The sequence below is a fragment of the Bacteroides sp. AF39-11AC genome (genome assembly GCF_003474285.1).
Classification (GTDB): Bacteria; Bacteroidota; Bacteroidia; order Bacteroidales; family Bacteroidaceae; genus Bacteroides.
Map to the genome: position 1 here is coordinate 81331 of NZ_QROH01000003.1, position 14242 is coordinate 95572.

Annotated in this window: 15 protein-coding genes; 14 read left to right on the forward strand and 1 reads right to left on the reverse strand. The window is 42.8% G+C overall.

Features of this window, described 5'->3' with window-relative positions:
- Positions 1 to 2 precede the first annotated feature (2 nt).
- From DW036_RS06025 to DW036_RS06060, 7 genes are all read left to right on the forward strand, one after another.
- Positions 3 to 278, forward strand: coding sequence for a tol-pal system YbgF family protein (locus DW036_RS06025; protein ID WP_007214998.1), 276 nt, complete (start codon positions 3 to 5; stop codon positions 276 to 278).
- A 21-nt stretch (positions 279 to 299) separates the two neighbouring features.
- Entirely contained in the window at positions 300 to 527 is a 228-nt protein-coding gene (locus DW036_RS06030; RefSeq protein ID WP_007217729.1) for a ferredoxin family protein, read from the forward strand.
- A gap of 19 nt (positions 528 to 546) precedes the next feature.
- Positions 547 to 1632, forward strand: coding sequence for a 3-methyl-2-oxobutanoate dehydrogenase subunit VorB (locus DW036_RS06035; protein WP_118462143.1), 1086 nt, complete (start codon positions 547 to 549; stop codon positions 1630 to 1632).
- A 182-nt stretch (positions 1633 to 1814) separates the two neighbouring features.
- Entirely contained in the window at positions 1815 to 2576 is a 762-nt protein-coding gene (locus tag DW036_RS06045; RefSeq protein ID WP_044264126.1) for a thiamine pyrophosphate-dependent enzyme, read from the forward strand.
- Between the two features lie 24 nt (positions 2577 to 2600).
- Complete coding sequence (locus DW036_RS06050) at positions 2601 to 3143, forward strand: 2-oxoacid:acceptor oxidoreductase family protein (RefSeq protein ID WP_118422836.1); 543 nt, start codon at positions 2601 to 2603, stop codon at positions 3141 to 3143.
- Positions 3144 to 3331: 188 nt separating this feature from the next.
- Complete coding sequence (locus DW036_RS06055; RefSeq protein ID WP_118462145.1) at positions 3332 to 5533, forward strand: putative porin; 2202 nt, start codon at positions 3332 to 3334, stop codon at positions 5531 to 5533.
- Between the two features lie 12 nt (positions 5534 to 5545).
- Entirely contained in the window at positions 5546 to 6379 is an 834-nt protein-coding gene (locus DW036_RS06060) for a transporter substrate-binding domain-containing protein (protein WP_118462147.1), read from the forward strand.
- Between the two features lie 231 nt (positions 6380 to 6610).
- On the opposite strand, the gene DW036_RS06065 is transcribed toward DW036_RS06060, so the two are convergent.
- On the reverse strand, positions 6611 to 8536 hold the full coding sequence (locus DW036_RS06065; RefSeq protein ID WP_118462149.1) for an NAD(+) synthase: 1926 nt from the start codon (positions 8534 to 8536) through the stop codon (positions 6611 to 6613).
- 227 nt (positions 8537 to 8763) lie between these two features.
- Here DW036_RS06065 and DW036_RS06070 point away from each other — a divergent pair, with 227 nt between their 5' ends.
- From DW036_RS06070 to DW036_RS06100, 7 genes are all read left to right on the forward strand, one after another.
- Positions 8764 to 10560 (forward strand): ATP-binding protein, encoded by a 1797-nt coding sequence (locus DW036_RS06070; protein ID WP_233560327.1) that lies wholly within the window; start codon positions 8764 to 8766, stop codon positions 10558 to 10560.
- Between the two features lie 125 nt (positions 10561 to 10685).
- Positions 10686 to 11096 (forward strand): Fur family transcriptional regulator, encoded by a 411-nt coding sequence (locus tag DW036_RS06075; RefSeq protein ID WP_118462153.1) that lies wholly within the window; start codon positions 10686 to 10688, stop codon positions 11094 to 11096.
- A gap of 52 nt (positions 11097 to 11148) precedes the next feature.
- Entirely contained in the window at positions 11149 to 11706 is a 558-nt protein-coding gene (locus tag DW036_RS06080; RefSeq protein WP_007215010.1) for an NADH peroxidase, read from the forward strand.
- 100 nt (positions 11707 to 11806) lie between these two features.
- Complete coding sequence (locus DW036_RS06085) at positions 11807 to 12328, forward strand: RNA polymerase sigma factor (RefSeq protein WP_118462155.1); 522 nt, start codon at positions 11807 to 11809, stop codon at positions 12326 to 12328.
- Positions 12325 to 12741, forward strand: a complete 417-nt coding sequence (locus DW036_RS06090) for a hypothetical protein (protein ID WP_118462157.1) — start codon at positions 12325 to 12327, stop codon at positions 12739 to 12741. Before DW036_RS06085 ends, DW036_RS06090 begins: the two co-directional genes overlap by 4 nt.
- A gap of 21 nt (positions 12742 to 12762) precedes the next feature.
- A complete protein-coding gene (locus tag DW036_RS06095) occupies positions 12763 to 13206 on the forward strand; it encodes a DUF6108 family protein (protein ID WP_118294536.1) in 444 nt (147 codons plus the stop codon).
- Between the two features lie 34 nt (positions 13207 to 13240).
- On the forward strand, positions 13241 to 14116 hold the full coding sequence (locus DW036_RS06100) for a hypothetical protein (protein WP_118462159.1): 876 nt from the start codon (positions 13241 to 13243) through the stop codon (positions 14114 to 14116).
- The last annotated feature ends 126 nt before the right edge of the window (positions 14117 to 14242 follow it).

Here is a 14242-nt window from a genome sequence, read left to right on the forward strand (position 1 = left end):
ATATGGAGCAACTGAAAACTATCAAAGAGCTTATCAATCAAGGAGATGTAGCAGAAGCTATCCGGCAGCTCGATGAATATCTGATCACCGACTCTACCGACCGGGACGAAGCTTTCTATCTCCTGGGAAATGCCTACCGTAAACAAGGTAACTGGCAACTGGCTTTGAACAACTACCAGTATGCTATCGACCTCAATCCCGACAGCCCTGCCCGTGAAGCCTATCGTATGGCAATGGATATCCTGAATTTCTTCAACAAAGATATGTACAATCAATAACATATAAAAGTAACGTAAATTATGGCAAAGATTAAAGGAGCAATCGTAGTGGACACCGAACGGTGCAAAGGCTGCAACCTATGCGTGGTAGCCTGTCCTCTGCATGTAATAGCCCTCACCAAAGAGGTGAACGTAAAAGGGTATAACTATGCCCACCAAATATTGGAAGATACCTGCAACGGCTGTGCGTCGTGCGCCCAGGTTTGCCCGGACGGATGTATCTCTGTTTTTAAAGTAAAAGTTGAATAAATCTGTAAATCAGTAGAATATGGCAGAAGAAGTTGTATTAATGAAAGGAAACGAAGCCATCGCCCACGCCGCTATCCGTTGCGGTGCTGATGGATACTTCGGTTATCCTATTACTCCGCAATCGGAAGTATTGGAAACTCTTGCCGAACTGAAACCCTGGGAAACTACCGGCATGGTAGTGTTGCAGGCAGAAAGTGAAGTGGCAGCTATTAATATGGTGTACGGCGGTGCCGGAAGTGGAAAGATGGTATTAACCTCATCATCCAGCCCCGGTGTCAGCCTGAAACAGGAAGGTATCTCCTACCTGGCAGGTGCCGAATTACCCTGTTTGATTGTAAACGTAATGCGTGGCGGCCCCGGATTGGGAACCATCCAACCCAGTCAGGCAGACTACTTCCAGACTGTTAAGGGTGGAGGTCACGGTGACTACCGTCTGATTACTTTGGCTCCCGCTTCCGTACAGGAAATGGCTGATTTCGTTGGATTGGCCTTTGATCTTGCCTTTAAATATCGCAACCCGGCTATCATTCTTGCCGACGGTGTTATCGGTCAGATGATGGAAAAGGTTGTATTGCCTCCGCAAAAGCCCCGCCGTACAGATGCAGAAGTTATCGAACAATGCCTATGGGCTACTACCGGCAGAGTGAACGGACGCAAGCCCAATATCATTACTTCTTTGGAATTGAAACCGGAAGAGATGGAGAAGAATAACATCCGCTTCCAGGCTAAATACAAACTGATTGAAGAAAACGAAGTACGTTTCGAAGAAATCAATTGTGAAGATGCCGATTACCTGATTATCGCCTTCGGTTCTATGGCCCGTATCGGACAAAAAGCAATGGAACTTGCACGCGAAGAAGGTATCAAAGTCGGTATACTGCGCCCCATTACCCTTTGGCCTTTCCCCACAAAAGCCATTGCAGCCTATGCTGAAAAAGTGAAAGGCATGCTGGTTACCGAATTGAATGCGGGACAGATGGTTGAAGATGTACGCCTCGCTGTGAATGGTAAAGTAAAAGTAGAACACTTCGGACGTCTCGGCGGTATCGTACCCGATCCGGAAGAGATTGTAAGTGCACTGAAAGAAAAATTAATCGAGAAATGAACCCTGATAAGATAAGAAGCGTATTGAATATACTCTTTATGATACTTGCCTTGGCAGCTATCATCGTATATTTCGTTGCAAAGGATGACTTCAAACTGTTCATCTACGTTTGTGGTGCAGCAATATTCGTTAAGCTGATGGAGTTTTTTATACGGTTCACCAACAGATAAGGAGAAGTGATTATGACAAAAGAAGATATTATCAAGCCTGAGAATCTGGTTTATAAGAAACCGACTCTGATGAACGATAATCCCATGCACTACTGTCCGGGATGCAGCCACGGTGTAGTACACAAGCTGATAGCCGAAGTAATCGAAGAAATGGGCATGGAAGACAAAGCAGTAGGTATCTCCCCCGTGGGATGTGCCGTGTTCATCTATAACTATCTGGATATTGACTGGCAGGAAGCCGCACACGGACGTGCACCCGCTCTTGCCACTGCGATCAAGCGCCTGTGGCCGGACAGACTGGTATTCACTTACCAGGGAGACGGTGACCTGGCATGTATCGGTACGGCAGAAACAATCCATGCACTGAACCGCGGTGAGAACATTACTATCATCTTCATCAACAACGCCATTTATGGTATGACGGGTGGACAGATGGCTCCTACTACCCTGGTCGGCATGAAGACTTCTACCAGTCCTTACGGACGTGATGTTCATTTGCACGGTTATCCGCTGAAGATGGCAGATATCGCCGCACAACTGGAAGGAACCGCTTACGTTACCCGCCAGAGTGTACAAACAGTCGGCGCTATCCGCAAAGCAAAGAAAGCCATCCGCAAAGCATTCGAGAACTCCATGGCAGGCAAAGGCTCCAACCTGGTAGAAATTGTTTCTACTTGTAACTCCGGTTGGAAACAGACACCTGCGCAATCTAACAAATGGATGGAAGAGCACATGTTCCCGTTCTATCCGCTGGGTGACTTGAAAGATAAATAATCACATGCTAAAAGACTAAGAACAATGAAAGAAGAAATCATTATAGCAGGCTTCGGTGGACAAGGTGTATTGTCTATGGGAAAGATTTTGGCATACTCGGGACTGATGGAAGGTAAGGAAGTGAGCTGGATGCCCGCTTACGGACCGGAACAACGTGGTGGCACAGCCAACGTTACAGTGATTGTAAGCGATGAGAAAATCTCTTCTCCTATTCTGAGCAAGTATGACGCTGCCATTATTCTGAACCAGCCCTCACTGGAGAAATTCGAAAGTAAGGTAAAGACGGGCGGTATCCTGATTTACGACGGATATGGTATCATCAACCCGCCGACGCGTAAGGATATCAAAGTGTATCGCATCGACGCAATGGATGCAGCCAATGAAATGAATAATGCCAAAGCATTCAACATGATCGTACTGGGTGGATTGCTGAAACTGAAACCGATGGTTACGCTGGATAGTGTGCTCAGAGGCTTGAAGAAAACTTTGCCCGAACGTCATCATCACTTGATACCGATGAACGAAGAAGCGATTAAAAAAGGAATGGAATTGATCAAAGAGGTATAATTCCATTGACCCTTATAATAAAAGTCAGCCCTTGCAATCATTTTTTTGCAAGGGCTTATTTTATACAATAAAAGACATAAAACTCCTCACTATTAGATTTGCTTATAAGACGGTATGTTTGTAAAAATAGGCAAAAAAGGCTGAATTCCGCAAGCGAATAATTTTTTATTGTATCTTTGCGCCTAATTATGAGACGAATTCTACTAACATACATACTTCTATTCGTATTGGGATTGCTGGCAGTACAGGCACAGCAGCCATTCAATACGCTGGACAACCGTGACCGCTATGGAAACCAGGTCGACCCGTCAACGCAGCCGGACAGTCTAGATACTGGCACTGATGTTCAAAGCATTCCGCCTAAACTTTATATGTGGCAATTAAGCGAGACTTTAGGAAACCGGACCATTGTTCCTGCAGATACGCTTGCTCTGAATTTCCAAAATACGAACCTGGTAGGTGGTATGACTGGGGAATATAACTTCCTGGGTAATCTGGGCTCACCTCGTCTCTCCCGTATTTTCTTTAATCGCCAAGACGACGAACCGACCCTCTTCATGGCACCATACTCTAGTTTCTTTGTTCGTCCCGACCAGGTGTTTTTCACTAATAGTAATGTACCCTATACCAATCTGACTTACTATAAAGCTGGTAATAAGGTTAATGGCGAAGAACGGTTTAAATCTTATTTCTCTGTCAATGTAAACAAACGGTTAGCATTTGGCTTTAATTTTGACTATCTATATGGACGTGGTTATTATGCCAATCAGTCCACTTCACATTTTAATGCCGGCTTATTCGGAAGTTACATTGGTGAACGCTATCAAATACAGGCAGTTTATAACAACTTCTTCATGAAAATGAACGAAAACGGTGGTATAGCGAATGACGGTTACATCACCCGGCCTGATACAATGGCGGAAGGTAAGAAAGAGTATAGTTCCACTACCATTCCTGTGAAGATGGAACAAACCTCAAATCGCAATAAAGATTTCTATATCTACCTTACACAACGCTACCGATTAGGTTTCAAACGAAGAGTATTGAAAGAAGAAGCCCAGAATAACAGTGTCCAACAGCGTTTTTCCCCTACAGCACCGACTGCACCTATTACTTCCAGTATTGCATCTGCAGACAGCTTAGCTACTGGCAGTTTAGCTACCGACAGCCTCGCGGCTAATAATCTCGCAATGGGAGATAATCTCAGTTTGGACAGCCTCAATAACAACCACGCTCTTCCGGAAGATACTAACTTTGTCGAAGAATTTGTTCCGGTCACAAGTTTCATTCATACCTTCAAGATAGAACGGACACGTCACAGTTACCAATCTGTATCGACACCAGACGAAAACGCTTACTACAACAAACAAGGAGTCAGTCGTGACTCTACCACAGCATTTAGCGTAAAGAATGTCTTTGGCATAGCCTTGCTGGAAGGTTTCAATCGATATGCTAAAGCCGGACTTACCGGCTATATATCCCATAAATTCAGTCGCTACGACCTGATGAATGCAGACTCTATGACAGTAGACCGTTTCACCGAACAAGAAATCTATGTGGGTGGTGAATTAGCTAAACGACAAGGTAAAACTCTACACTATTCTATAGACGGCGAAGTTGGTATTATGGACAAAGCAATGGGACAATTCCGCGTAAATGGAAATATGGATTTAAATTTCCGTCTTTGGAAAGATACGGTAAACCTGATAGTACGAGGCTTCGTAAAAAACACATTGCCCTCTTTCTATATGCGCCATTATCACTCCAACTTGCACGTTTGGGATAATGACAACATGGAGAAAGAATTCCGTACCCGCGTAGAGGGCGAACTAAACATTGACCGTTGGGGAACCAATCTTCGTGCCGGAGTAGAAAATGTGAAGAATTACACCTATCTCAACCAAAAGGCCGTACCTGAACAGAATAGCGGTAACATACAAATACTTTCGGCCACACTGAAGCAAAACTTCCGTGCAGGTATTTTCCATTTAGATAATGAAGTAACCTGGCAGAAATCAAGTAATGAAACGGTTCTACCTCTGCCGCAATTTTCAGTATATTCTAATTTGTATCTCCTGACCAAGTTAGCTAAAAAGGTACTTACCGTACAATTGGGTGCTGATGTCCGTTACTTTACCAAATACCATGCACCGGCTTACACACCTTCCATTCAGCAGTTCCATCTGCAACCCGAAAATGACCAGGTAGAAATCGGCGGCTATCCGATAGTGAATGTTTATGCCAATCTGCACCTGAAGCGTACACGCCTCTTTGCTATGTATTCTCACGTAAATCAGGGTATGGGTACACGTAATTCTTTCCTTGTACCGCATTACCCCATTAATCCGAGTCTTCTCAGAATTGGTGTTTCGTGGAACTTCTATGATTAAAACTCTTTCCTTATGAAAATATCGAAAGCCAATATTCTGAAATATGTAGCAATGGGGATTATAGTTGCTTGTATTACTACTTTCTTTTTAAAGAAAGAAAAGAAGCATGGACATCCTCGTGATTATGCAGAAATAGCTGCTGAGAAAATTATCCGCGCTGCCACGGAGTATAATTCCATCAGCTTTTACGTAGATGGAGATACCTTATCCGGTTTTCACTATGAATTAATAGAAGCTTTTGCACGTGATCATGGCTGGAAAGCCGCTATCACTCCTGAAATGAGTTTCGATAAACGGCTCGAAGGACTGGCAGATGGAGAGTTTGATGTCATTGCTTACGGCATTCTGGCTACCAGTGAATTGAAAGATTCCTTATTACTTACGACTCCGATTGTGCTGAACAAACAGATTCTCGTACAAAGAAAAGCCACTTCCCCCACTGACTCCATATTCGTTAAAAGTCAATTGGACTTGGCTGGAAAAACCTTGCACGTAGTGAAAGGATCACCATCCATCTTGCGTATCCATAATCTGGGAAACGAGATTGGAGATACCATATATATTAAGGAAATAGACAAATACGGTTCGGAACAATTGATAGCTCTTGTAGCCCATGGTGACATTGACTATGCCGTATGTGATGAAAGCATTGCCCGTATCGTTTCAGATAGTTTTCCACAAATAGATATCAATACCGATATCAGTTTCACACAATTCTATTCCTGGGGAGTCAGCAAACAGTCGCCTGTTTTATTAGACAGTCTTAATTCATGGCTGCAAACCTTTTGTAACAGCAAAGAATTTCAATCGATCTACCATAAATATTACCAGTCTTCCAGCAGATAATAACTCCTTTATCGTATACTTCCTTATAGTTCACCAAAACTCCACACGGTAACTCCATTTACAGTCTGAAGTAAAGATCGTTACATACTGAGGTAAAGGCCGTTACATGCCAAGGTAAAAGCCGTTACAATAGGCGGTAAAGGTCGTTACATCCTACAGTAAATGCTTTTACATTATGGGGTAAATTGCATGTAAATGCTATTTGCTGATAATCAACAAATTACATCATCACTACAAACTATCCACTTCCCTCAACCACATTTCTGATGAAGCATCACTCGGCATACGCCAGTCACCACGTGGGCTGATAGAAATACTACCTACCTTAGGTCCGTCCGGCAAACAAGAGCGTTTGAATTGCTGATTGAAAAAACGGCGGAAGAATACTTGCAACCACTTCTTAATGGTCTCTTCATCATACATATCCTTAAACGTACGCGCTGCAAGGAAAAATATCTTGGAAGGACGGAAGCCACAACGCAGGAAATAGTACAAGAAGAAATCATGCAATTCATACGGACCAACCAAGTCTTCCGTGATTTGTTTGATATTCCCGTTTTCATCTGCCGGAATAAGTTCCGGACTTATCGGAGTATCGACAATGTCCAGTAGCGTTGCACGAGAAGCTGCATCCATATCATTCTCAGCCACCCACTTCACCAAATGCTTGACCAATGTCTTAGGAACACTTCCATTCACACCATACATAGACATATGGTCGCCATTATAAGTTGCCCATCCCAGCGCTAATTCTGAAAGGTCACCCGTACCTATCACCATTCCCCAAGTCTGGTTGGCAATATCCATTAATATCTGTGTGCGCTCGCGAGCCTGTGCATTTTCATAGACCACATCGTGTACATTGATGTCGTGATCTATATCTTTGAAATGCTGAATACAAGCTTCTTTGATGCTGACCTCACGCACGGTAATCCCCAAAGAGTTCATTAAATCCACCGCATTCGTATGCGTACGGTCAGTGGTGCCAAAACCCGGCATCGTCACACCGATAATGTCTTTGCGGGACCATCCCAATTTATCAAAGGTCTTTACACATACCAGCAGTGCCAAGGTAGAATCCAATCCACCGGAAATACCAACCACCGCACTTTTAGCGCACGTATGTACCAGACGTTGTGCCAGACCGGAAACCTGTATCGAAAATATTTCTTCGCAACGCTCATTCAATGCAGTTCCTTGCGGTACAAACGGATGCGGATCGAAACGACGCGTCAGGTTCAGTTCTTTACTATTCACATATTCCGTAGAAACACGTACTGCTTCCTCCGGTGCACAATGTGCCCGACAGGCAACAAATGTTGTGTTTACACGCCTTTCTATACGCAAATGTTCCACATCAATCTCACCAATGACAACTTGCTCCTCAAAAGAGAAGCGTTTACTATGTTCTATTAAGCTGCCATTTTCATAAATCAAACCGTTTCCGGCAAACACTACGTCAGTAGTGGATTCTCCGAAGCCACACGAACAGAATACATAACCGGCAATACAGCGTGCCGATTGCTGACTAATTAGAGAGCGCAAATAATTATGCTTTCCAATTCCTTCATTATCAGCAGAAAGATTAAACAGGATCTCTGCACCTTGCAATGCCAGTGAGGAACTGGGCGGAATAGGTGCCCACAGATCTTCACAGATTTCAATGCCGAATGTCGTATCTGCCATCTCAAACAGTAAATTGGCTCCCATGGGAACCAGTTGTCCGCAAAGGCGTACACTGGTCTCACTAACATCAACAGCAGATGTAAACCAGCGTTTCTCGTAGAATTCCTTGTAATTAGGAAGATAAGTCTTAGGTACCACACCCAGCACTTTTCCTTTCTGAATTACGACGGCTGCATTCAGCAATACACCATTCATCGCTATCGGCATACCCAGTATAGCTATTATGTCCAGCTGTCGTGTATTACTTATAATATGTATCAGCCCCATTTCTGCTTCTTCAAGCAACAGTTGCTGCGCAAACAGATCGCCGCATGTATACCCTGTGACACACAGTTCCGGAAAGACTATGATTTGTACGCCTTTTCCTTCAGCTATGATTATCTCCTTTTCTATTTCTCCGGCATTGAACTTGCAGTCCGCCACCTTCACACGGGGCACAGCCGCCGCTACCTTTACATATCCGTAATTCATAAGGATGTCATTTATAAAATTTGACGGCAAAAATACAGTTATTTATCCACAAACACAAAATAATCATTTCTTTCACTTCGTATATCCCGGATTATTTGTACTTTTAGCCACATTTTAAAGCACGTTATACAAAACTCATGAGGCCCCATAGTACACTCCATAAATGGCTACTTTCACTAATATTATTAGTCGGATGTCTTTCTGTTTCTGCTAAAGAAAAAGAATACGTGTTATTTCTTAGCTCCGTCAATGCCGAAGAGGCCTGGATACATGGTTTTCTGAATGAAATCCAAAAATGTTTTCCCTATAATAAAAACATAGAACTACACAATTATTTTCTCACGGTCCCGGTATTAAAAAGCGAAGAAGAGGTCAGACAAGCTCAAGCTAATATATTACAGACATATCCTACTCCACCAAAAGCAGTCATAATTGTTGGCGACCCGGGATGGTTGGTCAGCGCACCTATTTTCGATGGTCCCTGGAAAGATATCCCTGTTATCCTTTGTTATTCCCGTAAAAGGGTTCCAGCCGACCTGCAAACATTACTAAGTAAGGTTCCTCTAACAAAAGAAAACAGCATTCCCATTGAGAAATTCAATAAAAACTACAATATCACTGTACTGGAACAGCCATATTACATCAAGCAAACCCTTGAACTCATCCGGCAGCTTCAACCGGAAGTCAAACGAATCGCTTTCATTTCCGATGATCGCTATATCAGCGTTGTTACTCGTCAGGCAATAAAAGAAGTGATGCAAAAAGATTTTCCCACTCTGCAACTGGAGCTTTTATCCTCTGAACAAATAAGCACCGAAGAATTACTGGACACACTTACCAGCTACAAAAAAACGACCGGGGTCATCTATTATGCCTGGCTCCGACAATATGGAAGCAATAAGAATTATTATCTATCGGACCACCTTAAAAAAATACTTCCCAGCTTCCTGGAAGTTCCGGTATTCACATTAGCCGATTTAAACCTTCAAGAAAACTTATATGTAGGCGGGCATTATATCTCCATCCATGATTTCACGAACACAGTAATGTCTTTAATCGGTCGTATTTTATCAGGCGAAGCCGCCTCTTCCATCCCTTATCAAAATGGTGGAGTTCCACAGACTTATCTCAATTTCGCCGATCTGAAGTGGTGTAAAATTCCCGAAAACTTATATCCGAAAGATGCGGTTTATTTCTTTCAGCCTCCTACTTTCTACCAACAATATAAAACTTATATCTGGATGACAGGCTTATTCATAGCCCTACTCATTGTTCTGTATATTTTCTACTATATCCATTCCCAAAGACATAAAAAGGAACTCATTCAAGCTAAGGAACGTGCCGAAGAATCCGACCGATTAAAGTCTGCTTTTCTTGCCAACATGAGCCATGAGATACGTACTCCTCTCAATGCAATTGTCGGCTTTTCCAGTATTCTTGCTGAGACAACAGACACACCGGAAAATCATGAATACATCAGAATTATAGAAGATAACAATTACCTGTTATTACAACTCATAAACGACATCCTCGATTTGTCAAGAATAGAAGCCGGTTTACTGGACTTCTGCTACACCAATGTAGACGTAAACAGCTGTATCCGTAAACTTGAGGATGCCTTCCGTTTCAGGATGCCGGCAAACGTGAAATGTGTAACAGAATTCGGTATGAAGAAATGCTATATCCATACCGAAAAGAACCGTCTGATGCAAGTACTTGGAAATTACTTCTCCAATGCTATCAAATACACCAATCAAGGAAGCATTACCATTGGTTATTATCCTCCCAAAGACGGAAAAATCCGTTTCTATGTACGGGATACAGGTTGTGGTATTTCCCCCGATAAACAACAAACCATTTTTCAGCGTTTTGTAAAGCTGGACAACTTCAAGCAAGGCACAGGACTCGGCTTGTCTATCTGCCAAATGATAGCTGAAAAGATGAATGCCACTGTCGGAATACATTCTGAAGTGAATAAAGGTTCCGAGTTCTGGATAGAGCTCCCTTACCAACCCATTAATTAAAAATAGAACTATTATTAGCAACAAGACAACAAAAAAGATTAGAAATCTTTTGGAAAATTCAAAGAAGTCTTTATCTTTGCAAGCGAAATAAAAATGTAATTATTACAAGTTTGAATTAAGAAAATATGGAAATAGTAGTAGAACGATTGCAAGGGCATAATATCAAACCTTCGGTGCAGCGCATTGCCATCATGAAATATCTTATGGAGCACCGCACACATCCGACGGTAGACGAGATTTATACAGCACTGTCTCCTACTATACCGACACTCTCAAAAACGACAGTTTACAACACACTGAAAATTTTGAGCGAACAAGGAGCTGCACAGACGCTGACCATTGATGAGCGTAACACATGTTATGATGCCGACACTACTCCACATGCACATTTCCTGTGCAAGCGCTGTGGTAAAGTTTATGATCTGACGTGCAATGATACTGTAAGACAAGTGGTAGATACAGATATGGATGGACACGAAGTGCAGGAAATCCACTATTATTACAAAGGAATCTGTAAACAATGTAAAGAAGACTAACGTTTTATTATAAGAACGAACGAATAACTAATTCAATTAAATCAAAAAGAAAATGAAAAAATTTAGATGTACTGTATGCGGTTACGTATATGAAGGTGATGCCGCTCCTGAGAAATGCCCATTGTGTAAAGCTCCTGCAAGCAAGTTCGTAGAAGTTGTAGAAACTACAGAAGATGGTCCTCTATCTTTTGCTGACGAACATGTAATCGGTGTAGCTAAAGGTTGTGACGACGAAATGATCAAAGACTTAAACAATCACTTCATGGGCGAATGTACAGAAGTTGGTATGTACTTGGCTATGAGCCGTCAGGCTGACCGTGAAGGTTACCCCGAAGTAGCTGAAGCTTTCAAACGTTATGCTTGGGAAGAAGCAGAACACGCTTCCAAATTTGCTGAACTGTTGGGCGACTGTGTATGGGATACCAAAACTAACCTCGAAAAGAGAATGAATGCCGAATCCGGTGCTTGCGAAGACAAGAAGCGTATTGCTACTCGTGCAAAAGCTTTGAATCTGGATGCTATCCATGACACTGTTCATGAAATGGCTAAAGATGAAGCTCGCCACGGTAAAGGCTTCGAAGGGCTGTACAACCGTTATTTCAAGAAATAATGTGGATTTAATCCAATCCTCAAGGGGCTGTGCGAAAGTACAGCCCTTTTTTTTATATTTGATGTCACGTTCTCCTTTCTCGTTCGTCTTAGTTATGTAAATGGAACTCAAACAATTTAAAATATCCGTTCTACCCCTCCGCAATAAACTATTGAATTATGCGCGGAAACTGACTGAAAGTCCGGACGATGCAGAAGATGCCGTACAGGAAGTCCTGCTCAAGCTATGGAATAAAAGGCTTGAACTGGAACAGTACCGAAGTATCGAAGCATTCGCCATGACCATGACACATAATCTCTGTATGGACATGTGGCGTACTAAACATATAACCAACGTACCATTGGAATATGTACAAGATGCCACCCCCAGCGGAACACCAGAACGGTTGCTTGAAATAAAAGACGAGATTCGTCTGATGCATGAGATTATCAATTCACTGCCCGACTTGCAGCGCACTATCATGCGGATGAAGGATATCGAAGAGTACGAAACAGAAGAAATTGCCGACATCACAGGGTGTAATCCGGAAGCTATCCGAAGTAACCTGTCGAGAGCACGGAAGAAAGTGAGGGAAATTTACATGCAAACCATACAAGAAAAAATAAGGAGGAAACAAGCATGAAGATAGAAGAATTAATAGATCGCTATTTCGAGGGACAGACCTCATGTGACGAAGAGCGCGAATTGCGCCGTTTCTTCACACAAGAGAATATACCGGAATCCCTACAAGTATACCGTCCCCTGTTTGCCTGCCTGGCTCAAGAAGCAAAAGCATTCCGGAAAGAAAGCATCCCTGCTAAAAAACTCTCTTTCCGTCGACGCTTCATTTATATGACCGGGGGAATAGCTGCCGGACTATTATTACTTATCGGCATTGCAGGTACACAACGTTATCTTCATGTCACTCCGGATAACTATGTCATCATCGACGGTAAACAATACACCGATGAGAACCTCGTACGTGAACAAGCCCTTGCAGCTTTCCGCGATATGCGGACTACGGAGGATGAAGTACTTGACCTGATGTTTGAATAATAAAAATCAATAGATATGATTATGAAAAAGCTCATTCGTACCCTGCTATGCTGCCTGCTGTTTCTACTCAGCACCGGTATGTACGCCCAAAAGGGGCTACAAATAGCTTCCGTATTTCAAAAATACGGTAACGAGAAAGGGGCCACTTATGTGGAATTATCGAAGATGTTATCCAAAACATGGGACATTACCCATTACCAAAGCCTAAAGCTATCGAAAGCCGAAAAAGCATTGCCTGACATTTACCGTTGCCTGGAAGCCGATCGGGAATATGCCAAAAAGATCAAAGAGGTAATCACAGATGGACGTATTCAATCGGGATACTATCAGCTGCCTCCGGTAAAAGACAAAACCAATCGATTCATTTTGTTCCGACTCGGGAAAAAAGGTGAAGCTACGCTTATCTATATCGAAGGAGAAATAGACAGCGATGACCTTGTCACACTAATATTCAGTAAAGACTAATATTGAAAATTATAAATCACAAATAATAAATCTTATGAAACGAATACTCTTTTTATTTCTGATCATGACTTCAATGACAGTCGTGGCACAAGAAAGCATCCCGCAAGACACAACCCTCTACCTCAACGGACGGAAGGTGGTTATTAAAGAACGTGATGGTAAAATCAAAGTAAAAATGTATGAAGCGAAAGCTGAAAATGACACCATAGAAAATACTCAGGTATTTGAAGGTGTGTATCTGGACGGGCGCAGCATTGAGCGAACCACCACAGTTTCCGTACCTTTCGTGAAGAAAAAGAAAGGCTACTACCGCTTTGATCCGCACTACCCTGCTATTTACTTCGGTTTCAACAAACTGGCAAGCAGCACGTTCCAATATTCTGCCAAAGTACCACAACTTGGTTCTAAGTCTTGGGAATGGGGAATTAATCTGTTCAATACCGGCGTAGCTATTACACGAGACAATCATTGGGGATTAACTACGACTCTCGGACTTGCACGCATCGTCTATAAATTAGATGATAACTATGGTTTCGAAAAGATCGATGGCATCACTGTTTGCCGACAAGCCGACGATATAGACTATCAAAAGAGTTGGCTGCGCTATTGGGCTTTCCGCCTACCTGTCAGCCTGGAGTGGCAAACCAAATTTGGCAGCCGCCGTGCTTTCATTGCAGCCGGTCCGGAAATGGAATGGCGCGTGGGGGTTAAATCCAGAGCTAAATATGATAATAAGAAACACACTTTGAGCGACAAACTGAACACTCATCCACTTGGAATGAACCTGTTGTTGCAAGCCGGTTACGGTTGCCTGGGATTCAATGCCCGTTTTGCACTAACTTCCTTGTTTGAAAAGAACAAAGGCCCTGAACTCTACCCGGCTTCTATAGGTATAGGTTGGTACTGGTAAATCGTCCCGTAAGCTAAGAAAATCTGTTCCACGAGATAAAATAATCCGTCCCCTGAGATGAATTTCTTCATCTCAGGGGATGTTCTTTTTCATTTCAGGAGATGATTTCAGTTGTCTCCTGTAATC